The 25040-nt window shown below is 74.4% G+C and carries 22 protein-coding genes; 12 read left to right on the plus strand and 10 right to left on the minus strand.

The genetic code is table 11. The features are described from left to right. Positions 1–48: 48 nt before the first annotated feature. Positions 49–918: a TIGR03619 family F420-dependent LLM class oxidoreductase gene (locus AB0J76_RS27990; RefSeq protein WP_352319393.1), complete on the minus strand. Its 870-nt coding sequence runs from the start codon at positions 916–918 to the stop codon at positions 49–51. Then, positions 915–2162: an LLM class flavin-dependent oxidoreductase gene (locus tag AB0J76_RS27995; RefSeq protein WP_352319395.1), complete on the minus strand. Its 1248-nt coding sequence runs from the start codon at positions 2160–2162 to the stop codon at positions 915–917. Before AB0J76_RS27995 ends, AB0J76_RS27990 begins: the two co-directional genes overlap by 4 nt. A gap of 86 nt (positions 2163–2248) precedes the next feature. Here AB0J76_RS27995 and AB0J76_RS28000 point away from each other — a divergent pair, with 86 nt between their 5' ends. From AB0J76_RS28000 to AB0J76_RS28010, 3 genes are all read left to right on the plus strand, one after another. Next, positions 2249–3070, plus strand: coding sequence for a TIGR03619 family F420-dependent LLM class oxidoreductase (locus tag AB0J76_RS28000; RefSeq protein ID WP_352319397.1), 822 nt, complete (start codon positions 2249–2251; stop codon positions 3068–3070). Positions 3071–3079: 9 nt separating this feature from the next. After that, entirely contained in the window at positions 3080–4615 is a 1536-nt protein-coding gene (locus AB0J76_RS28005) for a serine/threonine-protein kinase (protein WP_352319399.1), read from the plus strand. Between the two features lie 108 nt (positions 4616–4723). Next, a complete protein-coding gene (locus AB0J76_RS28010) occupies positions 4724–6820 on the plus strand; it encodes a PASTA domain-containing protein (RefSeq protein WP_352319401.1) in 2097 nt (698 codons plus the stop codon). Positions 6821–6933: 113 nt separating this feature from the next. On the opposite strand, the gene AB0J76_RS28015 is transcribed toward AB0J76_RS28010, so the two are convergent. Continuing rightward, a complete protein-coding gene (locus AB0J76_RS28015; protein ID WP_352319403.1) occupies positions 6934–7455 on the minus strand; it encodes a TetR family transcriptional regulator in 522 nt (173 codons plus the stop codon). Between the two features lie 151 nt (positions 7456–7606). Between AB0J76_RS28015 and AB0J76_RS28020 the strand changes: the two genes are divergently transcribed. Next, complete coding sequence (locus AB0J76_RS28020; RefSeq protein ID WP_352319405.1) at positions 7607–9784, plus strand: MMPL family transporter; 2178 nt, start codon at positions 7607–7609, stop codon at positions 9782–9784. Between the two features lie 100 nt (positions 9785–9884). Here the strand turns inward: AB0J76_RS28020 and AB0J76_RS28025 are convergent, their stop codons facing one another. From AB0J76_RS28025 to AB0J76_RS28040, 4 genes are read right to left on the minus strand one after another with little or no spacing between them, the layout of a single operon-like run. Next, positions 9885–10196: a hypothetical protein gene (locus AB0J76_RS28025; protein ID WP_352319407.1), complete on the minus strand. Its 312-nt coding sequence runs from the start codon at positions 10194–10196 to the stop codon at positions 9885–9887. A 24-nt stretch (positions 10197–10220) separates the two neighbouring features. Further along, a complete protein-coding gene (locus AB0J76_RS28030) occupies positions 10221–10886 on the minus strand; it encodes a metalloregulator ArsR/SmtB family transcription factor (protein WP_352319408.1) in 666 nt (221 codons plus the stop codon). Further along, positions 10886–11377 carry a cupin domain-containing protein gene (locus AB0J76_RS28035; protein WP_352319410.1) on the minus strand — a complete coding sequence of 164 codons (492 nt, stop codon included), beginning with the start codon at positions 11375–11377 and terminating at the stop codon, positions 10886–10888. Before AB0J76_RS28035 ends, AB0J76_RS28030 begins: the two co-directional genes overlap by 1 nt. A gap of 41 nt (positions 11378–11418) precedes the next feature. Continuing rightward, on the minus strand, positions 11419–12507 hold the full coding sequence (locus tag AB0J76_RS28040; RefSeq protein WP_352319412.1) for an alcohol dehydrogenase catalytic domain-containing protein: 1089 nt from the start codon (positions 12505–12507) through the stop codon (positions 11419–11421). A gap of 130 nt (positions 12508–12637) precedes the next feature. On the opposite strand from AB0J76_RS28040, the gene AB0J76_RS28045 reads away from it, so the two are divergent. The 3 genes from AB0J76_RS28045 to AB0J76_RS28055 are packed head-to-tail and all read left to right on the plus strand — an operon-like array spanning position 12638 to position 17280. Further along, the gene (locus AB0J76_RS28045; protein WP_352319414.1) at positions 12638–13870 is read left to right on the plus strand and encodes an ABC transporter substrate-binding protein; all 1233 of its coding nucleotides are present in this window, start codon (positions 12638–12640) and stop codon (positions 13868–13870) included. Continuing rightward, positions 13867–16539, plus strand: coding sequence for an ATP-binding cassette domain-containing protein (locus tag AB0J76_RS28050; RefSeq protein WP_352319416.1), 2673 nt, complete (start codon positions 13867–13869; stop codon positions 16537–16539). The genes AB0J76_RS28045 and AB0J76_RS28050 overlap by 4 nt, the downstream gene beginning before the upstream one ends. Further along, on the plus strand, positions 16540–17280 hold the full coding sequence (locus AB0J76_RS28055; RefSeq protein WP_352319418.1) for an ABC transporter ATP-binding protein: 741 nt from the start codon (positions 16540–16542) through the stop codon (positions 17278–17280). Here AB0J76_RS28055 and AB0J76_RS28060 read toward each other — a convergent pair. Further along, complete coding sequence (locus AB0J76_RS28060) at positions 17272–18000, minus strand: dienelactone hydrolase family protein (RefSeq protein WP_352319420.1); 729 nt, start codon at positions 17998–18000, stop codon at positions 17272–17274. The two genes, AB0J76_RS28055 and AB0J76_RS28060, sit on opposite strands and share 9 nt — an antisense overlap. A 45-nt stretch (positions 18001–18045) precedes the next feature. Beyond that, positions 18046–18939: a LysR family transcriptional regulator gene (locus AB0J76_RS28065; RefSeq protein WP_352319422.1), complete on the minus strand. Its 894-nt coding sequence runs from the start codon at positions 18937–18939 to the stop codon at positions 18046–18048. Between the two features lie 73 nt (positions 18940–19012). Here AB0J76_RS28065 and AB0J76_RS28070 point away from each other — a divergent pair, with 73 nt between their 5' ends. Beyond that, positions 19013–19669 carry a type 1 glutamine amidotransferase domain-containing protein gene (locus AB0J76_RS28070; RefSeq protein ID WP_352319424.1) on the plus strand — a complete coding sequence of 219 codons (657 nt, stop codon included), beginning with the start codon at positions 19013–19015 and terminating at the stop codon, positions 19667–19669. A 185-nt stretch (positions 19670–19854) separates the two neighbouring features. Continuing rightward, positions 19855–20820, plus strand: a complete 966-nt coding sequence (locus AB0J76_RS28075) for an alpha/beta hydrolase (protein ID WP_352319426.1) — start codon at positions 19855–19857, stop codon at positions 20818–20820. Here AB0J76_RS28075 and AB0J76_RS28080 read toward each other — a convergent pair. Further along, positions 20798–22042, minus strand: a complete 1245-nt coding sequence (locus tag AB0J76_RS28080) for a helix-turn-helix domain-containing protein (protein WP_352319427.1) — start codon at positions 22040–22042, stop codon at positions 20798–20800. The genes AB0J76_RS28075 and AB0J76_RS28080 overlap by 23 nt on opposite strands. 66 nt (positions 22043–22108) lie before the next feature. Between AB0J76_RS28080 and AB0J76_RS28085 the strand changes: the two genes are divergently transcribed. The 3 genes from AB0J76_RS28085 to AB0J76_RS28095 are packed head-to-tail and all read left to right on the plus strand — an operon-like array spanning position 22109 to position 25012. Beyond that, on the plus strand, positions 22109–23209 hold the full coding sequence (locus tag AB0J76_RS28085; RefSeq protein WP_352319429.1) for an acyl-CoA dehydrogenase family protein: 1101 nt from the start codon (positions 22109–22111) through the stop codon (positions 23207–23209). Positions 23210–23228: 19 nt separating this feature from the next. Beyond that, entirely contained in the window at positions 23229–24203 is a 975-nt protein-coding gene (locus AB0J76_RS28090; RefSeq protein WP_352319431.1) for an acyl-CoA dehydrogenase family protein, read from the plus strand. Further along, a complete protein-coding gene (locus AB0J76_RS28095; RefSeq protein ID WP_352319433.1) occupies positions 24200–25012 on the plus strand; it encodes a TIGR03619 family F420-dependent LLM class oxidoreductase in 813 nt (270 codons plus the stop codon). Before AB0J76_RS28090 ends, AB0J76_RS28095 begins: the two co-directional genes overlap by 4 nt. The last annotated feature ends 28 nt before the right edge of the window (positions 25013–25040 follow it).

The following is a 25040-nucleotide window of genomic DNA, read 5'->3' on the forward strand; positions in this document are numbered from 1 at the left end:
GGGGGTTCCCGGGGTTCCGGGCGGGCCGGGCAGGCCGGGGCTTCGGGGTCAGAGTTTGGCGATGACCTCCTCGGCGAAGCGCTCCATCGTGGCGATCTTCAGGTCGAGGCTGTCCGCGCCGTACCGGGCCTTCTCCTCGGGGGTGGCCAGCCACCAGGGGGCGGCCATGGTGGCGGTCACGCCCTTGGCGGCGAAGCGGCGGTAGGTCTCGGCGTCCGGCAGCACGGCCAGCGGGGCGACGATGTCGAACGGGCCCGTCCTGCCGTTCTCGTCGAGGTGCCGGCGGAGGGTGTCGAGCACCGGGTCGAGCTGCTCCTCGGTGTAGATGCGGTTGCCCAGCCAGCCGTCGCCGAAGCGGGCGGCCCGGCGCAGCGCCGCCTCGCTGTCGCCGCCCACGTAGACGGGCACGGGCCCGGCGGGCGTGGGGGAGATCGACAGCGGCGGCAGACCGTCCAGCTCGACGGTCTCGCCGGACCACAGGGCGCGCAGCGTGGGCAGCATCCGGTCGAGGCGGCGGCCCCGGGTGTGGAAGTCCTGGCCGGTGCCGGCGAACTCCTCCTCGCACCACCCCACCCCGACCCCGAACGTCACCCGTTCCCGCGACAGCACCGCCGCCGTGGAGACCAGCTTGGCCACGGTGAACAGGTCGCGGGCCGGGGCGATGTAGACGTTCGGCGAGAAGCGCAGCGTCGTGGTGGCTGTGGCCATCGCGCCGATCGTCACCCACACGTCGGGCCAGTGCGTCGCGGCGTCCCAGCGGGGCGCGCCCGACCGCGAGTACGGGTACCGCGAGGCGAAGTCGGCGTAGAACAGGTGGTCCGACAGCGTGAAGGTGTCGAAGCCGCAGCGCTCGGCCGCCCGCGCCAGCTCCACGAACTGGTCGGTCGGGACGAACGAGGCCCCCAGCCACATCTTCATCGGAACTCCGGCGCGACCTTGGTGGCGAACATCTCCAGGTTCCGCTTGACCGTGTCCAGCGGGAGCACGCCCTGCTGCCCCTGCATGTACAGGCCGAACCACTCCAGGTCCGGCATGCGGTCGAGCATGCGCTGGATGCCGCGCTTGACGTCGTCCGGCGTGCCGAACAGCGCCATCTCCACGTCGTTCATCCGCTTGGCGTCGCCCTTCTCGGGGGAGATCGGCTTGTGCTTCTCGTCCTCCTTCTTGCGCAGCACCTCCAGGTAGCCGAAGGGGCCGAAGAAGGCGGCGAAGTCCTTGGGGATGCTGCGGCCGAAGGTGTTGATCGCCTCCTCTGTGGTGTCCGCGATGCCGACGATCTTCAGGATGCCGGTGTGCTCGCCCAGCTTGTAGTGGCGGCCCTGCCGGGCCGACTCCTCCTGGTAGAGCTTGGCCTTGGCGGCATGGTCGTCGGGGTTGGGGGTGAACATCCACGGCAGGATGTCCTCCTGCGCCGCCCTGATCACCGACCGGTCGGAGATCGTGAACGGCTGCCACAGCTCCGGATGCGGGTTCTGGTACGGCCGGGGGCAGACCGAGACGGCCTGGATCTTCCCGTCGTCGGAGACCTCGCCGGGCGCCCCGAACGTCTTGGTCCATTCCATCGCGGGCCAGCCCTCGATACCGTCAAAGGGGTACGGCACCTCGTAGTCCAGCACGTCGGACTTGTAGCGGAGGGTCTCCTGCGTCCAGGCCATCTTCATGATCTTCAGCACCTCGCCGAAGACGTCGAAGTTCCGCGTGTCCGAGGCCGAGCCGTCGGAGCGGGCGGCGGCGGCCTGCCAGCGCTGGCCGAGGACGTTCATCCAGCGGTTCTGGTAGCCGCGGGCCACGCCGAGCCGCAGGCGGCCCTTGCTGAACTGGTCGAGCAGCGCCACGTCCTCGGCGGCCCTGATGGGGTCCCAGGCGGGCAGCACCATGCCGAGCGGGGCGAGCAGGATGCGCTCGGTCCGCGCGGCGAGGTCGGTGAGGAACATCAGCGGATTGACCGAGAACTCCATCCCCTCGGAGTGGAAGTGGTGCTCGGTCATCATCAGCGCGTCGAACCCGATCTGGTCGGCGTGGACGGCTATCTCCCGCACCTCGTGCAGCAGCCGCTGATACGACTCGGTGTCGCGGCCGATGGGACGCCGTGCCTTGGCGTTCTCCTCGGCCGCGTATCCAGAGCCTGGAATCTGCGGATTCAGGAAGATAGAGAACTTCACCGGGAACCTCTTTCCGCGGACGTCGCCTTGCAAGCTACCCTGGAAATCTTAGCCGAGCAATCGCTTGGTTGATATGAGGAGGCCGTATGAGGCTGGGTGTCACGATGTTCGCCACGGATCTGGCCATGCCGGTCCAGGACCTCGCGGCCGCGGCCGAGGAACGCGGGTTCGACTCGCTCTACCTGCCCGAGCACACCCACATCCCGGTCAGCCGCCGCACGCCGCCCGCCGGCGGCCAGGCCGAGCTGCCCGAGGAGTACAAGCGCACGCTGGACCCGCTGGTCGCGCTCTCCTTCGCCGCCGCCGCGACCCGGCGGCTGCGCGTCGGCACCGGCATCCTGCTCGCCGCCCAGCGCGACCCGATCGTGACCGCCAAGGCGCTGGCCACGCTCGACCACCTGTCCGGCGGGCGCGTGGTGGTCGGCGTCGGGTTCGGCTGGAACGTCGAGGAGATCGAGAACCACGGCGTGCCGTACGGGCGGCGGCGCGAGGTCGCCCGGCGCAACGTGCTGGCCATGCGGGCCTTCTGGCGGGACGAGGTGGCCGCCGTCGAAGGGCTCGAACCGTCCTGGTCGTGGCCCAAGCCCGCGCACGACCTGCCCGTCTACCTCGGCGGGGCCGCCGGGCCGAAGCTGTTCGCCCACATCGCCGAGTACGGCGACGGCTGGATGCCCATCGGCGGCAAGGGCATCAAGGACGCGCTGCCCGCCCTGCGCGAGGCGTGCGAGAAGGCCGGGCGGCCGATGGCCCGGGTGATCCCGTTCGGGACGCTGCCCACCAGGGAGAAGCTGGACTACTTCGCCGGGCTCGGCATCGAGGAGGCCGTGGCCACCCTGCCGAGCGGCCCGGCGGACGTCGTGCTGCGCGCCCTCGACGGCTACGCCGCGCTGCTGCAGGCGATGCCATAATGACGCCCTATGTCCGAGCTCCGTGCTGATGATCCCCGGCGGCTGGGGGAGTACCGGCTCTCGCGCAGGCTCGGGCAGGGCGGCCAGGGCGTCGTCTTCCTCGGTCACTCGGCGGCCGGGGCGCAGGTCGCGATCAAGCTGCTGCACGCGAGCGTGTCCAAGGACGCCGACGTACGGCGCAGGTTCCTCGGCGAGGTGGAGGCGGTGCGCCGGGTCGCGGCCTTCTGCACCGCCCAGCTCCTCGACGCCGACCTCGACGGCGACCGGCCCTACCTGGTCAGCGAATACGTCGAAGGGCCCTCGCTGGGCGAGCACGTGACGGCCGGCGGGCCGCGGCGCGGCGGCTCGCTCGACCGGCTGGCCATCGGCACCGCCACCGCCCTGGGGGCGATCCACCGGGCGGGGGTCGTCCACCGCGATCTGAAGCCGGGCAACGTGCTGCTCAGCCTCGACGGGCCGCGGGTGATCGACTTCGGGGTCTCCCGGCTGATGGACGCCGCCGCCACCACGACCAGGTCGCCCATCGGCACGCCGGCCTACCTGTCGCCCGAGCGCATCAGCGGGGAGCCGGCGGGGCCGCCCGCCGACATGTGGGCGTGGGGGCTGACCGTGGCGTACACGGCCGGGGGGCGGCACGCGTACATGGCGGACACCTACCAGGAGGTCCTGGCCCGGATCCTGTACGGCAAGCCGGACCTGCGCGGGTTGTCGGGTCGGCTGCGGGAGATCGTGGAGGCGTGCCTGGCCCACGACCCGCGCGACCGTCCGGACGCCGAGGAGACGTTGCGCGCGCTGCTCGGCCAGGACGGCGGAACGGGCGACGTCCTCCCCTCCGGCGCCCAGGCCGCCGCCCCCACGGCCACCCCCGACCGAACCCCCGCCACAGTGCCACGCCTCTCCCCGGAAGGGCCGCCCGCCACAGTGCCCTGGCCCTCCCCGCGGGGAACCCGCGCCCCCGCGGGCTCACTCACTGAGACGTCCGCCGTCGCGGGCTCCTCTCCCCTTGAAGGGACGCCCGCCGTCGCGGGCTCTCCTCCCTCCGAAGGGACGGCCGCCGTCGCGGGGCGGAGGGCGTGGCGGGGGTGGCAGGTGGTCGTGGCGGTGGCCGGGGTCGTGATGGGGGTCGCCGGGTTCGTGTTCTGGCTGCGGGCATCCCAGGGCCCCGGCCTGGACGGCACCTGGAAGGGGACGGCCCAGCACACCCCCACCACCGGGCAACCGGACGCGACGCGCACCACCCTCGACGGCACCTGGACGGGATCGGCCGAGCACCCCACGGCCGGCCGGGTCTTCCCGGTCGAGCTGCGCCTGCGCGCCGACGGCGGATCCACCATGCGCTGGGGCGCCGACCTGCACTGTTCCGGCCGGCTCGCCCCCACCAGGAGCCCCGTCGTGTTCGCCCTCGGCCAGGTCAAGGGCCAGGCGTGCCACGCCGGGACGGTCCGCATCGTCCCCTCGGACGACCCCGACCGGTTCCTGGTCAAGGTGACCCGGTCCGACACCGGCGCCGTCATGTACGCGGGCCAGCTCTCCCGTTCCTCCTGACCGGCTGTGTCACGGTCAGGCGGCGATTGCCGTGCACACTGTTGACTGAACGCCGCCCGTTGCCTTCAGTGGAGAGCAAGAAGGGGTGGCGGCGAGGGGAGGCGCCCCGTGCCGACGGCGCAGCCGCTGAGAACGGGGGACCCGCACAGACTCGGCGAGTACGAGCTCGCCGGGCGGCTGGGTGAAGGCGGACAGGGCGCGGTGTTCCTCGGTTCGCGAGGCGGCGAGAGGTACGCGGTCAAGCTGCTGCACGGGCCCGTGGGGGACGAGCAAGGGGCGTTCCTGCGGGAGGTGGAGCTGGCCAAGCATGTGGCCAGGTTCTGCACGGCCCAGGTGATCGACGCCGGGTTTGACGAGGGCCGGCCGTACATCGTGAGCGAGTACGTCGACGGGCCCTCGCTGCACCGGGAGGTCTCGCTGACCGGGCCGCGGCACGGCGGCGCGCTGGAGCGGCTGGCGGTCGGCACCGCGACCGCGCTGGCCGCGATCCACCGGGCGGGCATCGTGCACCGGGACTTCAAGCCGCAGAACGTGCTGCTCGGGCCCGACGGTCCACGGGTGATCGACTTCGGCCTGGCCAGGGCGCTGGACGCGGCGGCCACGGTGACGAACCGGGGCGTGGGCACGCCGGCGTACATGGCTCCCGAGCAGATCACCGCCTCGGCCGTGACCGGGGCGGCCGACGTCTTCTCCTGGGGCGCGACGATGTGCTTCGCGGCCAACGCGAGCGCGCCGTTCGGGCAGGACTCGGTGGCGCCGGTGCTGCACCGCATCCTGACCGCGCCGCCCGAGCTGGGCCGGCTGGACGGGCGGCTGCGGGTGCTGGTGGCCGCCTGCCTGGACAAGGACGTCAGGAACCGGCCCTCCAGCAGGGAACTGCTGCTCGCGCTGCTGGGCGAGCCGGACGCGCCGGACCGGGGGTACGGGGACGTGCCGCTGGTCCCCGGGCAACGTCCGCCCGTGCCGCTGGCCGAGCCCGAGGTCACCGGTGCGGCCGGCGCCTACCACCTGCGCTCCCGGACGGGCGCCGGCCCGGAACCTCCCACCTCCACCGGCCCGACGACCCCGCCGGACCCGACGGCCCCGGTCGAGCCGGGACCGCGACGCCCGAGGGCGCCGTACGAGCCGGGTCCGCCAGGCCCGAGGGCGCCGTACGAGTCGGGAGCGCGAGGCCCGAGGACGCCGGACGAGCCGGACGGTCTGAGGACGCGGGCCGGGACGGGCGCGACGGACCGCCGGGGGCGCGGGGCCGGGTGGGTGCAGGCGGTCGTGGCCGTGTGCGCGGCGCTGCTGGTGACCGCGGTCGTGCTCACGGTGATCGTGCCCGCGCTCAACGGCCACCGCTCCGGCCAGGCGTCCGTGCTGCCGGCGGCGCCGCCGAGCCCGGCGGGTTCGGCGCACTCCTCCTCGCGGCCGGGCGGGAAGCCGGCCGAGCGGCAGCGCGTGCCCACGGTCGCGCCCGCCGTCGAGCCCACCGGCGGACCTACCGGCGGACCTACCGGCGGACCCACCGGTGAGCCGACAGCCGGGCGGCCGGTGACGGTCGCGGTTCCGCCGCTGACCGGCATGGACCGGGCCGCCGCGGTCAAGGCGCTCAAGCAGGCCGGGCTGACGGTCGGCGCGGTCACCAGGACCGACTCGCCGCGGGAGATCGGCCGGGTGCTGGGCAGCCGTCCGGCGGCCGGCACGGTGGTGGGCCGGGGCGGCGCGGTCGCGCTGGAGGTGTCGGCGGGGGTGCCGGTGCCGTCCCTGATCGGGCGGCAGCGCAAGGCGGCCGAGGCGGCGCTCACCGCCGCCGGGCTCGCGGCGGGGACGGTCACCCGGGCCTGCTCCGACCAGCCGGACGGCCAGGTCCTCGCGACGCGGCCGGAGGCCGGCGCGCGGCTGCCGGGCGGCGCGACGGTGGCGCTCACGGTGGCTCGCCAGGGCGTCGAGGTGCCGTCCGTGGTGGGGCGGCCCCGCGCCGACGGCCGGGCCGCCCTGGTCGCGGCCAGCTTCACGGTACGGTCCCGTGCCCAGGTCGTGGACGACGACGCCAAGGCGGACACCGTCCTGAGCCAGAGCCTGACCCCGGGCGCCTGCGCCGCGCCCGGCGACGTGGTGGTGATCACGGTCGGCGTCGCCGGCCAGTCCGGCGGCCCCGGCCCCGAGGAGCCCACGCAGACCCCGACCGGCCCCGCCACCGACCCCTCGACCGGCCTGTAGCCGCCACCGGCACGCCCGGAAGCGGCCCGGACGCGGCTTGGACGCGGAGGGGGAGCGGCCCGGACGCGGAGGGGGAGCGGCGAGGAGGCCGCGGGGAAGCGGCGGGGAAGTCGTCAGAAGGCCAGCGCGGACTCCAGCATGACCGCCGTGACCTGGTCCTCGGGCAGGTCCATGGTCTTGACCACGCCCCACTGCAGCGCCCCGAGCAGCGCCCAGCACCTGACCCTGGCCTCCGGGCCCGGGTTCTCGCCGGCGAGCTTGGCGAAGATCTCGTCCCTGAACGTGCCGACGACCGCGCGCTCGGAGCCGGGCGGCTGGCTGTCGTCGGCCGCTAGGTCCTCCATGAACAGGCGGATCACCGCGCGGTGCCGCACCGCGAAGACGGCCAGGGCCTCGACGAACGCCTTGCGGTCCGGGTACTCGGTGTCGAGCAGCGTGATCATCTCGGCCGCGGCGGGGGAGAGCAGTTCGGAGGCCAGCCGGTCCTTGGGGTGGAAATGGTAGGCGACGGCGGTCTTGGTCAGCCCGACCGCGGCGGCGATGTCGGCCAGCGAGGTGCCCGCGTAGCCGCGCTCGGCGAACAGCTCGCGCGCGGCCGCCAGGATCCGGGAGCGGGTGTCGTCGGGTGTGGTCATCGTCTCATTTCCCACGGGATCCGGAATTTCGGATGTCCTCCGTTTTATCGTAGTCCTGTACGACCGTACAGGACGGCCGTCGGGCAGGGGCGAGACGATGACGCGGTTTCTTGGTCGGCTGGGTGGCTGGTGCGCGCGGCACGGGCGGATCGTGCTGGCTTTATGGGTGGCCCTGGCCGCGGGCCTGATGGGCGCGAGCCTCGCGCTCGGCAGCCCGGTCAGCAACGACGCCTCCATCCCGGGCACCGACGCGCAGCGCGCGCACGACCTGATGAAGGAGGGCTTCGGCCCCGGCTACGCCACCGGCGGAACCGTGCAACTCCTCCTGTACTCCGCGGACGGGAAGCTCACCGACGAACCGCGCAAGCAGGCCGTCGAGCGCGCGGTCGCCGCGATGCGCACGATGCCGCACGTCGTCCAGGTGGACACGCCCTACCGGATGGGCGGCATCGCCTCGAACCTGCAGATCGGCGTGATCACCGTCAAGATGCAGGGCAACGACCCCGACAAGGTGGGCGAGGACACCCAGGCCCTGTCCGACGCCGCTGCCCCGGCCAGGGACGCCGGGCTGGAAGTGGTGCCCGCCGCCGACTCCAACCCGGCGAGCAAGGAGATCAAGACCGGGCCGAGCGAGATCATCGGCGTGGTGTGCGCGCTGCTCGTGCTGGTCTTCGCGTTCGGGACGCTGGTCGCCGCGATGGTGCCGATCTTCGCCGCGCTGGTCAGCGTCGCGACCGGGCTCGGCGTGATCGGCCTGCTCGGCTACGTCGTGGACATGCCCAAGCAGGCCGGGATCATGTCCACGATGATCGGGCTCGGCGTCGGCATCGACTACGCGCTGTTCCTGCTGTCGCGCCACCGCAAACTGCTGGCCGACGGCGTGCCGGTCGTGGAGTCCGTACGGCGGACGGTGGCCAGCTCGGGCGGGGCCGTCGTGTTCGCCGGCGGCACGGTGATCATCGCGTTGAGCGCGCTGATGCTGGCCGGGTTCCCGCTGCTGAGCACGCTCGGCTGGGTGACCGGCATCTCCGTCGTCTTCGCCGTGCTGACCTCGGTCACCCTCGTGCCCGCCCTGCTCGGGCTGCTCGGCCACCGCGTCAACGCGCTCAAGGTGCCGCTGGTGCGCGGGCGGTCGTCCACCCGCGGCGGGGGCGCCGGCTGGGCCGGGCTGGGCGCGTGGGTGGCGCGCCGGCCGTGGCGGGTGCTGATCGGCAGCGTCCTCGTGCTCGGCGCGCTGGCCGCGCCCGCGCTCGCGCTGCAGCTGGGGCCCCTGGACGAGGGGTACGCGGCCAAGGACTCGGCCGGGCGCCGCGCGTACGAGCTGATGGCCACGGCCTTCGGCCCCGGCAGCAACGGCCCGCTCATCGTGGTCGCCGAGCTGCCGGAGAAGGTCTCCGGCGCCGGGGACGCCACCGTGAAGCGCATCGCCGACGAGGTCGCCCGCGTCGACGGGGTCGCCCACGTGTCGGACCCCAAGGTGAACGCCTCCGGCCGCTCGGTCCTGCTCCAGACGATCAGCGACTACGCCCCGAGCGACCCGAAGGCCGCCGAGGTGGTCAGGGAGGTCAGGGCCATCTCGATCCCGGGCGTCCAGGTGCACGTCGGCGGCAAGGTGGCCGGGCTGACCGACGCCGGGGACCGCATGAACGAGCGCACCCCGCTGGTCATCGGCGTGGTCGTGCTGCTCAGCGCGCTGCTCCTGCTGTTCGCCTTCCGCGCGCCCGTCGTCGCGGTCAAGGCCGCCGTGATGAACCTGGTGTCGCTGGGCGCCGCGTTCGGCGCGCTCGCGCTGGTGTTCTCGATCGGCCTCGGCAGCGGCCTGGTCGGCATGGACGCCCCCATGGACGCCTCCTACCTCCAGACGTTGTTCTTCTCCGTGCCGATCGAGAGCTACGTGCCGCTGATGTTGTTCGCGGTGCTGTTCGGCCTGTCGATGGACTACGAGGTGTTCCTGCTCACGGCGGTGCGCCAGGCCCACGCCCGGCACGGCGACAACAGCCGGGCGGTGGCCGAGGGCCTCGGCTCGACCGGCCGGGTCATCACCTCGGCCGCCCTGATCATGGTGGCGGTGTTCGTGGCGTTCATCGCCTACCCGGACGCGATGGTCAAGACGTTCGGCGTCGGGCTGGCCGTGGCCATCGCGGTGGACGCGACCGTCATCCGCGGCTTCCTCGTGCCGGCCACGATGGTGCTGCTCGGCCGGGCGAACTGGTGGTGCCCGCGCTGGCTGGACCGGCTGCTGCCGAACCTGTCGGTCGAGGGCCACGAGGAGGACGAGCCGGAGCCGCGCCGCGAGCGCGCGCAGGAGCCGGTGGGCGCCGGGCGTTGACCCCGCCGGCGGCCGGTGAGCCGGGGGCGCCGAGGTCGCAGGCCGGTCCGGGGCCGTCGAGGTGGCAGGCCGGTCCGGGGTCGTCGAGGTGACAGGCCGGTCAGTCGGGGTCGTCGAGGTGGCAGGCCGGCACCCACCCGACGACGCCCGTGGCCGCGTCGGTGCCGTGGTGCCACAGGGTGCTGTCGAAGGCGTCGTCGCAGCGGAACAGCTCGTGCTCCTCCGACCGGTCGGAGTCGAAGCCGTCGCCGGGACGGCCCACGCCGAGCTGGGCCGCGCCGCCCTTCGGCTCGCTCCAGATGACCACCTCGCGGCTGCGGAAGTCGTAGCGGTAGCGGGCCTGCGCGGGGCCGGCGCCGCCCACGGTCACGACCGCGAGCAGGCCGGCCGCGACGGCTCCTCTGGCGAGCATGCGGACCTCCCTCACTGTGGGCGATTACCCGCTCACAGTACGCTCCCGCACGACCTCGTGCCCGGCACGCCGCCAGCCGACGAGGCCGCCGTCCAGCGGGCGGGCGTCGAGACCGCGCTCGCGCAGCAGGCGTGCGGCCTGCGGGGAGAGCACGCAGTACGGCCCGCCGCAGTAGGCCACGACCCGGGCGTCGGCCGGCAGCTCCGCCAGGCGGCCCGCCAGGTCGTCCAGGGGCACCGAGATCGCGCCCGGCACGTGTCCCTTGGCGTAGGCGGCGGCCGGCCGGACGTCGACGACCACCGTGCCGGGGTCGGCCAGCCGGGCGGCCAGCTCGTCGGCCGTGACGCCGGACAGGTCCCCCAGGTGCTCCCGCACCGCCTCGCGCAGGCCGGACAGCCGGTCGTGGGCGAACCGCTGGAGGTCGCCCAGGAAGCGCGAGACCTGCTCGTCGGCCAGCCGGTAGCGGATCCGCGTGCCGTCCCGGCGGCTGGTCACCAGGTGGGCCGCGTGCAGGTGCTGGAGCTGGGCCGAGGTGTTCTTGAGCGGCACGCCGGCCGCCCGCGCCAGCTCCTCGACCGTGCGCTCGCCCTGGTCGAGCACGTCGAGCAGGCGCAGCCGCACCGGGTTGGCCAGCGCCTTGCCGACGCGGGCCAGGTGCCGGTAGACGGGTTCCTCGGGGAAATCGGCCATCAGACCGCGTACTGGTCGTGGCGCAGCCAGAGTTCGGTCCACTCCTCGGGGGTGAGCTCGCGGCCGCTGTGGGTGATCTCGGCCAGCTCCTCGAAGTACGCCTCGCGCGGCGCGCCCGGCGTGAAGAGCACCAGCATCGAGGCCGGCTCGCCGGAGGCGTTGCGGAAGGCGTGCACGCCACCCTCGGGCACGTGCAGGAAGTCGCCGGGGCGCCCGTCGGCCCACTTGTCGCCGTCGTAGAGCTGGACGGTGCCGGTCAGCACGTAGAACGACTCGGTGATGGTGCGGTGGAAGTGCGGGGACGCGCCGCCGGGGCGCGGGCCCATCTCCCAGCGGTACAGGCCGTAGGCGCCGTTCGTCGAGCCGCCCGTGCCCAGGTAGTGGACGCGGGTGCCGGTCGCCATCGACAGGTCGGGGCCCTTGTCCGCCGGGCGCAGGGTGGCGCTGATCTCGCCGGTCTCGGCCAGGTAGCGCTGCTGGGGGTACGACATGGGACAACCTCCACTATTCCAAAGGAAATTAGAATAGCGTCTCAGAACGTGATGACCGTACGGGCGACCGTCCCCTGGCGGACGTGGGCGACCGCCTCGTTGATCTGGTCGAGGGGGAGGCGTTCGGTGATCAGGCCGTCGAGGTCGAGGCGGCCGCGGAGGTACTGGGCGGCCAGCATGGGCAGGTCGCGGTGCGGCGCGGCGTCGCCGCCCTGGGTGCCCATGAGGCGGCGGGAGGAGAACAGCAGGCCGGTGTCCAGCGCCATGGGGTGGCCCTGGGGCGGGCTGCCGACCATGACCGTGGTCCCGCCCGGCTGGGTGGCGGCGAAGGCCTCCGCCAGCACGCCGGGGACGCCGGTCGCGTCGAAGGCGTAGTCGACGCCGCCGCGGACCAGCGCGCCGACCTGGCCGGGCAGGTCGCCGGCGGTGAGCAGGTGGGTGGCCCCGAAGCGCTCGGCCAGCTTGAGCTTCCCCTCGGCCACGTCCGCGGCGATGATCGTGGTGGCGCCGGCGAGCACCGCGCCCTGGATGACGTTGAGCCCCACGCCGCCGCAGCCGACCACCAGGACCGAGGCGCCCGGCGGCACCTCGGCCACGTTGAGGACGGCGCCCACGCCGGTGATCACGCCGCAGGCCAGCAGGCACATGGCGGCGAAGGGCGCGTCCTTGGCGATCTTGACGCACATGGCCTCGGCGACCACCGCGTACTCGGCGAACGAGCCGATGCCGATGAAGCGGCGGGTCTCCCGGCCGTCGAGGGTGACCCTGGGCGGGCCGCCCATGATGGTCGGCAGCCGCTGCGGGCCCGAGCACAGGTGGAAGCGGCCGGAGCCGCAGTGGCGGCAGCGCCCGCAGGGGCCGCTCATGGCGATGATGACGTGGTCGTCCGGCCTGACGGAGGTGACGCCCGCGCCGACGCTCTCGACCACGCCCGCGCTCTCGTGCCCCAGGATGAACGGCGGCGCGCCCATTACGGGGCTCTTGCCGTCGATGGCCTTGAGGTCGGAGCCGCACACGCCCGAGGCCATGATCCGGACGCGCACCTCGCCGGGGCCGGGGTCGTCGATCTCGACGTCGCGGATCTCCATCGGGGCGTGGAACCCGGTCAGCACGGCCGCGCGCATCAGCATGCGCCCCACGCTAGCCCGGCGCGCCGCCTGCGAGCAAGCGGTTGCTCGGTTAGCCGTTGACACCCCTTCCCGGCAAATCTACGCTCAGCGAAACCAAGCGAGCGCTAGGCCGAGTCGCGAGGAGAACAACATGGTACGGCGGGGCGCGGCGGCGCTCACCCTGACGCTGCTCGTCGCCGGCTGCGCGGCCCAGCAGACCGGCGCGGCCCAGTCGGGCGCGGGAGTGACGGACACCACGATCAAGGTCGGCGGCGTGCTGACCAAGACCAGCGCGAGCGGCTACTCGACCAGGGACGCCGAGATCGGGGCGAAGGCCAGGTTCGCCCGCGCCAACGCCGAGGGCGGCGTGCACGGCCGGAAGATCGACTTCATCGGCGCCGAGGACGACGCCCAGGACGCGGCCAAGGGCGACGCGGCGGCCAAGAAACTCGTCCAGAAGGACCAGGTGTTCGCCCTGGTCCCGGTGCACGCCCCGAACTTCGGCGGCGCGGCCTTCCTCGAACAGCAGGGCGTCCCCTGGTTCGGCTGGGCCACCGGGCCGCAGTGGTGCGGCACCAGGACCGGGTTCGGCTACAACGGCTGCCTGGCCCCCAAACGCGGCGCCGGGTCCCAGACGTGGTGGGGCAGGCAGCTGGCCGACCTGCTCGGCGGCGCCGCCGGCAAGAGCGTCTACGTGCAGACCAGCGACTCCAGCGGCAGCAAGTACGGCGGCACGACCATCTCCCAGTCGTTCACCGCGGCCGGGTTCAGGCTGGCCGGCGTGAACTCCGGCCTGCCGGCCGCCGCCCCGCCCCCCGACTGGCTCCCGTACGTCAACAAGATCATGACCTCGGACGGCGGCAGGGCCCCCGACGTCGTCGTCTCGGTGATCGCCGGCACCAAGTTCAACGTCGGGCTCTACGCGGCGCTCAAACGGGCCGGCTACAAGGGCGTGCTCACCGACGCCACCAGCTACGACCTGGCCATCCTCAAGGACCCGGCCGGCGCGCAGGCGCTCGACGGCGTGATCGCCGCGCCCATGTTCGAGCCGTTCGAGTCGCCGGCGCCCGAGATCGCCCAGCTCAAGAAGGACGTCGAGCAGGTCGCCCCCGGCACCGCGCTCACCCAGCACCTGGCGATCGGCTACTGGTCCGCCGACATCTTCCTCGACGTGCTCAAGCGCACCGGCAAGGACCTGACCAGGGAGAAGTTCCTGGCCACCGCCAACGGCGACTACCTCTACGAGAACCCCGGGTTCGGCCGCATCCGCTACCCGAGGGACCACAGCGAGCCCAACGGCTGCGGCGCCCTGGTCAAACTGGAGGGCGGCGCCTTCCAGGTGGCCAGGAGGATGGCCTGCTTCGACAACGTGCCGCTGAAATGATCCTCCAGTACGTGCTCAGCGGCCTGGTCACCGGGGCCGTCTTCGCGATCATGGGCTCCGGCCTGACCCTGTCGTACGCGGCGACCGGGGTGTTCAACTTCGCCCACGGCGCCGTCGGCTTCCTGGCCGCCCTGGTGTTCTACGAGCTCACCGCCGCCGCCGGGCTGCCCGCCTGGCTGTCGGCGCTGGTGGCGGCCGGGCTGTTCGCGCCCGCGCTCGGCTATCTGCTGCACCGGGCCATGTTCCGCGGGCTCGCCCAGGCGGGGGAGACCGCGCAGATCGTCGCCACCATCGGGCTCACGATCGCGCTGCCCGCGCTCGGCCTGCTGGCCGTGGAGCTGGCCGGGCTGCCCGCCACGGACGCCACCTCCCTGCCGCGCGGCGTCGGCCCCCATCCGGCCCGGGCGTTCGACCAGCTCGGCGTGCGGCTGGACAGCGACCAGCTCATCACCTTCGCCTTCTCGGCCGTCGCGGCGGCGGGGTTGTGGGCGTTCCTGCGGCACACGCCGTACGGGCTGCGCATGCGCGCCTGCGTGGACCGCCGCCGCCTGGCCACGCTCCGGGGCATCGACGCCGACGCCACCTCGGCGCTGGCCTGGATGCTCGGATCGGGGCTCGCCGGGCTGGCCGGGGTGCTGGCGGCGCCGGTGCTCGGGCTGGACGCGACGGCGTACACGGTGCTGCTGTTCGCCTCGGCGACGGCCGCGGTGTTCGGGCGGCTGCGCTCGATCCCCTGGACGTTCGCCGCCGGGCTCGCGCTCGGCGTCGTGCAGAACCTGGTCGCCGGGTACACCGACTTCCTGGAGGAGGTCACCGGGCTGCGCACGGCCGTGCCGGTGATCCTGCTGTTCGCCGGGCTGCTGCTGCTGAACCGGTCGCGGGAGCGGGTGGCGGGCAGCGCCGCCGAGGACGTCCCGCCGCCCGACCACCTGGCCGGGGTGCCGGCCTGGCGCAGGCGGCTGCCGTGGGCGGCGGGTCTGGCCGCGCTGGCGGCCTTCGCCCTGCTCGGGCCGGAGTACTACGTGGGCGTCGCGGCCCAGGGGCTGGTGCTGGCGCTGATCTTCTGCTCGTTCGTGGTGGTCACCGGGATCGGCGGCATGGTGAACCTGGCGCAGGCCGCCTTCGCCGCCATGGCGGCGCTGACCTGCGGGTGGGCGTTCGCCTCCGGGCTGCCGTTCGTCGTGGCGATCCTGCTCGGGGTGGCCGCGGCGGGGGCCGTCGGGCTGGTCGTGGCGCTGCCCGCGCTGCGGCTGGGCGGCCGGGTGCTGACGCTGGCCACGCTGGCCCTGGCGCTGCTGGCCGACCAGGTGCTGTTCCAGGTGGACGCCTTCAGCAACGGGACCATCGGATGGGCGCTGCCGGCGCTCGGGCTCGGCTTCGCCGACACCTCCGACCCGCGGGTGCGGGTGGCCGTGCTGCTGGCGCTGATCGGGCTGGTGGCGCTGCTGGTGCGCAACCTGGAGCGGTCGGCGTCGGGGCGGGCCGTCCTCGCCGTACGGTCGGCGCCCGCGGCGGCCGTCACCTCCGGGCTGTCCGCGCCGCGGGCCAAGATCGTGCTGTTCGTGCTGGCGTCGGGGATCGCCGGGCTCGGCGGCGTGCTGTTCGCGATCTCCAAGGGGTCGGTCACGGCCACCGACCTGCCGGCGTTCGCCGGGTTCGTCTGGCTGGCCGTGGTGGTGCTGCAGGGCGTGCGCAGGATCGGCGGGGCGGTGCTCGGCGGGCTGGTCGCGGTGGCCGTGCCCGAACTGCTGGCCACCTGGGACGTCTCCGCGCACGTCGGGTCGATCCTGTTCGGCGCGGGCGGCATGATCCTGGCCCGGCATCCGGACGGCGTGCTCACCCAGCTCGCCGAGGCCCGCCATCGCCGCCGCGCCCGCCGCCTCTCGGCCACTTCTTCCGCTGCTTCTTCCGGTGCTTCTCCCGCTGCTTCTTTCGGTGCTTCTTTCGGTGTTTCTTCCGGCAGGCCTTCCGCGCCCGGCGGCCCCGGGGGGCCGCTGTTCGTGCTGGAGGACGTCGTGGCCGGCTACGCCGACTGCACCGTGCTGCGCGGGGTGCGGCTGGAGGTGCGGCCCGGCGAGGTGGTGGCGCTGCTCGGCGCGAACGGCGCGGGCAAGTCCACCGCGTGCGCCGTCGCCGCCGGGGACCTGCCGGTGACCGGCGGCCGCGTCCTGCTCGACGGCGTGGACGTCACCGCCTGGCCGGCGCACCGGCGGGCGCGCGCCGGCGTCCTGCTGGCCCCCGAGGGGCGGGGCGTCTTCCCCGGGCTCACCGTGGAGGAGAACCTGCGTACCTGGCTGGAGGATCCGGAGCCGGTCTACCGGCGCCTGCCGCAGCTCGCGGCCCGCCGTACGGTGGCCGCGGGCGCCCTGTCCGGCGGCGAGCAGCAGCTCCTCACGCTGGCCCCGGCCCTGGTGCGGCCGCCGCGGGTGCTGATCGCCGACGAGCCCTCGCTGGGCCTGGCCCCGCTCGTGGTGCGGCAGGTGTTCGACGTCTTCGCCGAGCTGCGCGACCGGGGCGTGGCGCTGCTGCTGGTCGAGGAGAAGGCGACCGAGGCGCTGGCCGTCGCCGACCGGGTCGCGTTCATGCGGCTGGGCGCCGTCACCTGGACGGGCCCCCGCTCGGAGGTGGACGGCGACCGGCTGACCGCCGCCTACCTGGGGGTGAGGTGAATGCTGGCGGTGCAGGGCGTGTCCGTGGCCTTCGGCGGCGTCAGGGCGCTGGACGGCGTGTCGTTCGAGGCCGGGCCCGGCCAGGTCTGCGGCGTGATCGGCCCGAACGGCGCGGGCAAGACCACGCTGTTCGACGTGGTGTCCGGGCTGCGCAGGCCGGTCGCGGGCCGGGTCACGCTGGACGGGCGCGACCTGACCGGCGTGTCCGCGCTCCGGCGGGCCAGGGCAGGCGTGCGCAGGACGTTCCAGCGCACGCAGGTGTTCGGCCGGCTCACCGTGGCCCAGAACGTGCTGGCCGCGCTCGACTGGCACGGCGGTGGCGGCGGGCTGGCCGCCGATCTGGCCGGGTGGCCGGGCCGGCGGCGGATCGAGCGCGAGCGCGGCGCACGCGTGGCCGAGGTGCTCGACCTGTGCGGGCTCACCCCGCTGCGCGACGCGTACGCCGCCGCCCTGCCGGTCGGGCAGCGCCGGATGGTCGAGCTGGCCCGCGCGCTCGCGGACCGTCCTCGGCTCCTGCTGCTGGACGAGCCCACCTCCGGCCTGGACGCCGCCCAGACCGCCCGGCTCGGCGAGGTCGTCAGGGCCCTGGACACCACCGTGCTGCTGGTCGAGCACGACATGGGCTTCGTCATGGAGATCTGCGACCGGATCGTCGTCCTGGACCTGGGCAGGGTCATCGCGTCCGGGACGCCGGCCCGGGTCAGGGACGATCCGGTGGTGCGGGCCGCGTACCTAGGCTGAGTGCCGTTCGGTGAAGGACAGGATGCGGCGCCAGGCGTCCTGGCAGACGCCCTCCCACTCCTTGAACGAGCGGTCGAAGAAGGAGTGCGGCGCGCCCTCGTAGAGGTGGGTCTCGTGCTCGGTGCCCACCCGGTCCAGCGCCGCGGTGTAGGCGTCGAACTCCGCCGGGCTCGACACCTTGTCCGCGCCGCCCCGGAGCAGCAGCAGCGGCGCGCCGGGACCGGTCTTCGGCTCGTCGATGAAGCGCAGCGCGCCGTAGAAGCCGATGCTCCCGGCCAGGCCGTTGCCCTCCGCGCCCTGACGCCACGACAGCGCGCCGCCCATGCAGAAGCCGACCGTGAACACCGGACCGCCGGCGGCCAGCTCGGCGGTCGCCGCCGCCGCGTCGGCCTGCACCTGGTCGAGCTTGAGCTGGTCGACGTGCGGCATGTAGTCGAAGTCGTCGCCCCGGTCGTCGGTCCCGGCGGTGCGGCCGAAGTAGTCGATCGCGATCGTGCGGAACCCGGCCTCGGCGAAGCGCACCGCGAGGTCGCGATAGAACGGGTGTAGGCCGCGCACGTCCGGCATGATCACCACGCCGCGGCCGTTCGGCTCGGCCGGCTCGGCCCGGTAGGCCATGAAGCGGGTGCCGTCGGCGGAGGTCAGCGTGATCTGCTCGTGCGCCGCCACCTCCCCCTGGATCGGCGGGGCGGGCGGCAGGCTGTCGGTGGAATGACACATGTGCCCAGCATGCCCAAGCTGATCGCCCGTCATCCACCTTCGTCGTCAGTACGGCGGCGCCGCCCGGAACGCCGCCAGCAGGTGGGCCCGCACCCGCCCCACGGCCGGCCTGGCCGGCGCGCCCGACCGTACGGCCAGGTAGCCGGTGTTGATCGGCGGCTCCGCCGGCTCGGCCAGCACGACCAGCGTGCCCTCGGCCAGGTCGCGCCGGCACAGGTACGCGGGCAGGACGGACACGCCCATGCCGGCCCGCACCGCGCTCAGCACCCCGCGCAGGTCCGGGATGACGACCTGCGCGGCCATCGACGGCCGCCGCCCGAAGACGGCCCGCCAGTAGCGGCGCACGATGGGCAGGTCCTCGGCGTAGGCCACCACCGGGACCGCGGCCAGCTCCTTGGGCCCGACCCGGCCGACCGGCAGCCCGCGGGCCACGGACGGCGCCGCCACCAGGACGAACTCCTCGTCGTAGACCGGGTCCGCCTGGATGCCGCGCACCCGGGGCCGGATCGTGGACAACACCAGGTCGAGCCGTCCGGCCGCGAGGTCGGCCAGCAGGTCGTCGGCCAGGCCGAGGGTGGTGCGCAGGCGCAGCCCGTCGCGGACGAGCGGGGCGAGCATCGGCATGACCTCCTCGCACAGGAACTCGGCCGGGCCGCCCAGGTGCACGGCCTCGTCCGAGGGCAGCTCCGAGCCGGCCACCTCCTCCAGCGCGTCGAGGGCGGGGGCCACCCGGCGGGCCAGCTCGTCGGCGGCGGGGGTGGGCGCGACGCCGCGCGGCAGCCGGTCGAACAGCGGCCGGTCGAGCGTCGCCTCCAGCGTCTTGACCTGGGCGGTCACCGCCGGTTGCGAGAGGCCGAGTGTGTGCGCGGCGGCGGTGATGGAGCCGGTCCTGTGGACGGCGAGAAAGGTCCGCAGCAGGTCCAGCGAGAGAGACGACACATCACTATTCTGATGCCACGACCGACGTCTCGCTATTTGTGGCTGATGGGCTTTCCCGGCCATGCTCGACGGCATGAGCAAGCGCATCCTGATCGTGCTGACCAGCCACGACGACCTCGGCGGCGTGGAGCGTACCGGATACTACGTCCCCGAGGCGGCCCATCCCTGGCAGATCTTCACCAAGGCCGGCTTCGAGGTGGACGTCGCCAGCATCGCCGGCGGCCGGCCGCCCCGCGACGGCCACGACCCGGACGACCCGGCGCAGGCCGCCTTCCTCGCCACCGGCCTGGACGACGACACCGCCCCCCTCTCCGCGGTGGACGCCTCGGCCTACGACGCCGTCCTGTACGCCGGCGGCCACGGCACCATGTGGGACTTCCCCGCCGACCCCGACGTGGCCCGGGTCGGCCGCGAGATCTACGAGCGCGGCGGCGTGGTCGCGGCGGTCTGCCACGGCCCGGCCGCGCTGGTCGGCCTGACCTTGTCCGACGGCTCCCACCTGGTGGACGGGCGGCGGGTGGCCGCCTTCACCAACAGCGAGGAGACCGCGCGGGGCGTGGCGGGGGTGGTGCCGTTCCTGCTGGCCGACGCGCTGACCGAGCGCGGCGCCCGGCACGAGCCCGCCCCCGACTGGCAGCCGCAGGTCGTCGTGGACGGCCGGCTGGCCACCGGCCAGAACCCGGCCAGCGCCGCGCCCCTGGCCGACCAGGTCGTCGCCCTCCTGAGCTGACCCCGGCCGAACAGGCCGTCGCCCTCCTGAGCTGACCCACCGGCCGACCTTGACCCGGCCCTGGCCGAGGTCGCCGGACGGCGGACGTCGGGCCGCCAACGGCAGCCGGATGGCGGTTGCCGCACCGTCGCGCGAGATCCGACCATCGAGGGGTACGGCAAGCCCCTCCGTGGAAGGAAGTCCTCATGGCGTTCCACCCCAACCTCGATCCGGACCTGCGTGCCGCCCTGGAGAACGCGCCGTTCCCGGCGTTCGACGTGACGGCGCTCGACGCGGAGGAGCTGGCCGGGCACCGCGCCCAGATCCACGCGATGCTGGCCGCGACGCCGCCCGCCGAGACCGAGGTGCGGATCGAGGACCGCCGCGTCCCCGGCCCCGACGGCGAACCGGACATCCGGGTCCGCGTCTACCGCCCCGCGCAGGACGGCGCCGGCCGGCCCGGCCTCTACTGGATCCACGGCGGCGGCATGATCGTCGGCATGCCCGAGGTGGACGACGCCACGATGATCGATTACGTCGAGCGGCTCGGCGTCGTCGTGGTCTCCGTCGACTACCGTCTGGCGCCCGAGCGCCCGCACCCCGCGCCGGTCGAGGACTGCTACGCGGGCCTGCTGTGGACCGCCAAGAACGCCGAGGAGCTGGGCATCGACCCCGCCCGGCTGGCCGTCGGCGGGGCCAGCGCGGGTGGGGGGCTGGCCGCCGGGACCGTGCTGCTCGCCCGCGACCGGGGCGGGCCCGAGGTGGTCCTCCAGCTGCTGATCTGCCCGATGCTCGACGACCGCAACACCACCCCGTCGAGCCTGGAGTTCACCGAGGCCGTGGTCTGGGACCGGGCCGCGAACCTCTACGGCTGGTCCGCCCTGCTGGGCGACCGGGCGGGCGGCCCGGATGTCCCGGCGTACGCGGCGCCGGCGCGGGCCGAGGACCTGTCGGGGCTGCCGCCCGCGTTCGTCGACGTGGGCGAGCTGGAGGTGTTCAGGGACGAGGACATCGACTACGCCCAGCGGCTGGCGCGGGCCGGCGTGTCCACCGAGTTCCACCTCTACCCGGGGGCGTTCCACGGGTTCGACGTCATGGTGCCGGACACCCCGCTGAGCAGGCGGGCGCGGGAGACCCGGCTGGCCGCGCTCAGGCGGGCGTACCGCCTGTAGCGGTGGCGGCGGTGGCGGCGGTGACGTTGGCGGCGCCGGCGGTGGCGGCCTCAGCGGTGGTGGCGTTCGCGAGGAGGCGCAGCAGGGCGAGGGCGAGGTGGGCGCGCAGGCGTCCGGCCGGGTCGGCGAGGGAGAAGCCCAGCACCGACTCCGCCCGCGCGATGCGGGCCGCCATCGAGCTGTGGTGCAGGTGCACCCCGGTGGCGGCGGCGCGGACCGACCCGGCCGAGCACAGCGCGTGCACCGCGAGCAGGTGGTCCTCGCTCAGCCGCGCCATCGCCCGTACGTCGGCCAGCTCCGCGACGGCCGGGCCGGGCAGGTCGGCGAACAGCGCGAGCGCGCCGAGATCGGTCCAGCGCACCACCCGGTCGTGCGGGCCGGTGAAGCGCAGCGCCGTGCGGGCCTTGGCCCAGGACTCGGCGGCGTGCGACCCGGGCAGCTCCGGGCCGATGCCCACGCGGGCGCCCTCGGGCAGCTCGCCCTCGACGGTGGTGGCCACCAGCACGGCCTGGGTGTCGCCGATCCTGGCCGTCCGCACGCGGTGCCCCATCGCCCGCAACCCGGCCGCGAGCGGGTCGCGAGAGAGAGCGGACGCCGTGGTCCGGAGCGGGTCGCGGGGAGTGGTGGACGTCGTGGCCTGAAGCGGGTCGCGGGGGAGGGTGGATGCCGTGACCTGAAGCGGGTCGCGGGGGAGGGCGAAGGCCATGGCCTGGAGAGGGGTGGACGGCGCGAAACCGAGCAGGCGCAGTGCCCGCGCGCGTTCCGCCTCGCCGGTCTCGGCCGACAGCACCAGCTCGACCAGCGCCGGGTCCCGGCCCTCGCGGGCCTGCGCGGCGGCGCGTTCCAAGGTCAGCTCGGCGGCGGCGGCGAACCGTTCGAGCACGATGTCGTCGAGGCCGTGGGGGGCGCCCTCGCGTTCCATCCACACGCTGCCCAGGCCGCCGCTCAGCTCCCTCGCCCGGACCCCCTCCCCGGCGCCCGGCCCCTCCCCGGCGCGCGGCGTCTCCGTGTCGGCGGACCGGCCGTCCGGGCCCGTCCGGAGGCGCCGGCCGGTGGTGGCGTCGTGCAGGCCGACCGGGCATCGCGCCAGCCGGGCGGTGGCCGCGAGCAGCACGGGCACGGTGACGTGGTCGCGCACCAGCGAGTCGAAGTAGGCGATGACCCGCACCGCGCTCTCGGCGTCGGTGTCGAGCGTGGAAAGCCGGAGCAGAAGACCCTGCACGACGTCCAGACTAGGCCGACGGACGGCGGCCTGGCCAGTAGACCAAGCGTGCGCTAGTTTGGTTTCGTGGATCTCGACTTCTCCCCGGCCGAGCAGGACTTCCGCGCCGAGGTTCGCGACTGGCTGGCCGCCCACGTGCCCGAGCGGCTGCCGCCGATGGACACCGATGAAGGCTTCCTGGCCCACCGGGCCTGGGAGGCGCTGCTGGCCGGCGAGCGGCTGTCGGTCGTCTCCTGGCCCCGCGAGTACGGTGGCCGGGCCGCGTCCCTGATCGAATGGCTGATCTTCGAGGAGGAGTACTGGGCCGCCAGGGCCCCCGCCCGGGTCAGCCAGAACGGCATCTTCCTCCTGGCCCCCAGCCTCATGCGGTTCGGCACCCCCGAGCAGCGGCGGCGCTGGCTGCCCCGGATGGCGACGGCCGAGGACGTCTGGGCGCAGGCCTGGTCCGAGCCCGAGGCCGGCAGCGACCTCGCCGCGCTCACCGCCCGCGCCGAACGCGCCGACGGCGGCTGGCTCCTGTACGGGCACAAGACCTGGAGCTCCCGAGCCGCCCACGCCTCCCACGGCTTCGGCCTCTTCCGCACCTCCGGCGCGCGGCACAAGGGCCTGACGTACTTCCTGTTCCCCCTGGACGACGTCGCCGTCCGGCCGATCGCCCAGCTCGACGGCCTGCCCGGGTTCGCCGAGCTGCACTTCGACGGGGTGTTCGCGCCCGACTCCATGGTGCTCGGCGAGCCCGGCGACGGCTGGCGCATCGCGATGTCCACCACCTCCTCCGAACGCGGCCTGACCCTGCGCAGCCCCGGCCGTTTCCTCGCCACCGCCGACCGCCTCCTCGACCTGGCCCTGGACGCCGACCCCGCCCTCGCCGACCGGGCCGCGCGCTGCTGGACGGCGGCCGAGGCGTACCGGCTGCACACCTTCGCCACCGCGCGCCGGATCATGGCCGGGGCCGAGATCGGGGCGGCGGCCAGCATGGGCAAGGTCTTCTGGTCGGAGCTGGACCTGCGCATGCACGAGCTGGCCATGGAACTGCTCGGCGACCGCGCCGGCGGGACGGCCTGGCTGGACGGCTTCCTGTTCTCGCTGGCCGGGCCCATCTACGCGGGCACCAACGAGATCCAGCGCAACATCATCGCCGAGCGTGTCCTGGGCCTGCCCCGATGACCCCTCTGGAGTCGCCCTCATGCACTTCGCCTTCACCGACGAGCAACTCGCCCTGGGGGCGACCGTCCGCGACGTGCTGCGGGCGCACTGCCCGCCCGGCGCGCTGCGGACCGAACGCCGTCCCGCCTGGGACCGGCTGGCCGAGCTGGGGTTCTTCGGGCTGCTGCTGCCGCCGGAGCTCGACGGGCTCGGGCTCGGGCTGACCGACGTGCTGCCCGCCGTGGAGGAGACCGGGCGGGCCTGCCTGCCGGGGCCGGTGGTCGGGACGGCGGTGGCGGCGGCGTTCCTGACCCCCGGGCTGCCCAAGCTGGCCTCGGGCGGGGTGTGCGTCGGGGTGCTGCTGCCGGGGGAGGCGTACATGGCCGACGCCGATCTCGCCGACGTGCTGGTCGTGGCGCGTACGGGGGAGGGAGTGCGGGTGCTGCCGCGGCACGAGGCGCGGCTCGCCGCCGTGCCGGGGGTGGATCCGTGCCGGCCGATGTTCGACGTCGCCTTCGAGGCGTCCGGACACGATGATCCCGGCGCGGACCGGGTGGCGCTCGCGGCGCGGGCCGTCGCGGTGGCGACCGCCGCCCAGCTCGTCGGGGTCGCGCGGGAGCTGCTCGCGGTCTCGGTGTCGTACGCGGGGGTCAGGAGGCAGTTCGGCGCGCCGATCGGGTCCTTCCAGGCCGTCCGGCACCGGCTCGCCGACGTGGCCGTCGCCGTCGAGTTCGCCGCGCCGCTGGTGCACCGCGCGGCGCTGTCCGTCGACCGGGACGCGCCCACGGCCGGACGGGACGCGAGCGCCGCCAAGGCCGCGGCGGGCGAGGCGGCGACGCTGGCCGCCCGGGTCGCCCTGCAGACCCACGGCGCGATCGGCTACACCGAGGAGCTGGACCTGCGCTTCTGGCTCGCACGGGCATGGTCCCTGTCGGCCGCGCACGGCACCACCGCCGCCCATCGCGAACACGTCCGCGCCTGCCTGCGCGCCCGCGACCTGCGGAGGTACCCGTGAAGTACGGCGTGCCGCTGGGCCTGCTGCACCCGGACGCCTGGAAGGACGTGGCCGTGGCCGCCGACGAGCTGGGGTTCGAGTCCGTCTGGCTGCCCGAGCACCTGGTGTTCGCCACCGACCTGTCGCTCGCCGTCTACCCGGGCACGGAGGACCCCGGCATCAAGCCGACGACCCCGCTGTTCGACGCCCCGGCCTACCTGTGCTGGCTGGCCGGGCTCACCACCCGCGTCCGGCTCGGCACCGCCGTGCACCTCCTGGCGCTGCGCCACCCGTTCGTCTCGGCCCGCGCCTTCGCCACCCTGGACGTGGTGTCGGGCGGACGGGCGATCTGCGGCGTGGGCGCGGGCTGGTACCGCGGCGAGTGGACGGCGGCCGGCCTGCCCTTCGAGACCCGCGGCGCCCGCCTGGACGAGGTCATCGAGATCGTCCGGCGGCTCTGGACCGAACCCGTGGTCGCCCATTCCGGACGGTTCTACCGGTTCCCGGAGGTCGCCTTCGAGCCCAAGCCCGTGCAGCGGCGGCTGCCGGTGCTGGCCGGCGGGGAGTCGGCGGCGGCGCTGCGCCGGGCGTCGCGGCTGTGCGACGGGTGGATCAGCATGCCGCACACCATCGAGTCCATCAGGCCACAGCTGGCCCGGCTGGGGGCGGGGGTGCCGGTCACGGCGCACGCGTACGCGCTGGGCTCTCCGGGGGAGGTGGCCGCCTGGGCGGAGCTGGGGGTGGAACGGCTGATCGTCCGGCCGTGGACGCGCAGCCGGGACGCGGTCACCCGCCTGGCCGCCTTCGCCGCCGAGTACGACGTGACCTGACCCCGCCGGGCCGCCGGGCCGCCCGGCC

The organism is Nonomuraea sp. NPDC049624 (assembly GCF_040675255.1).
Taxonomy (GTDB): domain Bacteria; phylum Actinomycetota; class Actinomycetes; order Streptosporangiales; family Streptosporangiaceae; genus Nonomuraea.

Bases quoted from the DNA above. Each gene is read 5' to 3' on its own strand.
- AB0J76_RS27990 (WP_352319393.1), bottom strand. From the start codon at position 918: ATGAAGATGTGGCTGGGGGCCTCGTTCGTCCCGACCGACCAGTTCGTG.
- AB0J76_RS28000 (WP_352319397.1), top strand. From the start codon at position 2,249: ATGAGGCTGGGTGTCACGATGTTCGCCACGGATCTGGCCATGCCGGTC.
- AB0J76_RS28005 (WP_352319399.1), top strand. From the start codon at position 3,080: ATGTCCGAGCTCCGTGCTGATGATCCCCGGCGGCTGGGGGAGTACCGG.
- AB0J76_RS28015 (WP_352319403.1), bottom strand. From the start codon at position 7,455: ATGACCACACCCGACGACACCCGCTCCCGGATCCTGGCGGCCGCGCGC.
- AB0J76_RS28025 (WP_352319407.1), bottom strand. From the start codon at position 10,196: ATGCTCGCCAGAGGAGCCGTCGCGGCCGGCCTGCTCGCGGTCGTGACC.
- AB0J76_RS28030 (WP_352319408.1), bottom strand. From the start codon at position 10,886: ATGGCCGATTTCCCCGAGGAACCCGTCTACCGGCACCTGGCCCGCGTC.
- AB0J76_RS28035 (WP_352319410.1), bottom strand. From the start codon at position 11,377: ATGTCGTACCCCCAGCAGCGCTACCTGGCCGAGACCGGCGAGATCAGC.
- AB0J76_RS28040 (WP_352319412.1), bottom strand. From the start codon at position 12,507: ATGCTGATGCGCGCGGCCGTGCTGACCGGGTTCCACGCCCCGATGGAG.
- AB0J76_RS28045 (WP_352319414.1), top strand. From the start codon at position 12,638: ATGGTACGGCGGGGCGCGGCGGCGCTCACCCTGACGCTGCTCGTCGCC.
- AB0J76_RS28050 (WP_352319416.1), top strand. From the start codon at position 13,867: ATGATCCTCCAGTACGTGCTCAGCGGCCTGGTCACCGGGGCCGTCTTC.
- AB0J76_RS28055 (WP_352319418.1), top strand. From the start codon at position 16,540: ATGCTGGCGGTGCAGGGCGTGTCCGTGGCCTTCGGCGGCGTCAGGGCG.
- AB0J76_RS28060 (WP_352319420.1), bottom strand. From the start codon at position 18,000: ATGTGTCATTCCACCGACAGCCTGCCGCCCGCCCCGCCGATCCAGGGG.
- AB0J76_RS28070 (WP_352319424.1), top strand. From the start codon at position 19,013: ATGAGCAAGCGCATCCTGATCGTGCTGACCAGCCACGACGACCTCGGC.
- AB0J76_RS28075 (WP_352319426.1), top strand. From the start codon at position 19,855: ATGGCGTTCCACCCCAACCTCGATCCGGACCTGCGTGCCGCCCTGGAG.
- AB0J76_RS28090 (WP_352319431.1), top strand. From the start codon at position 23,229: ATGCACTTCGCCTTCACCGACGAGCAACTCGCCCTGGGGGCGACCGTC.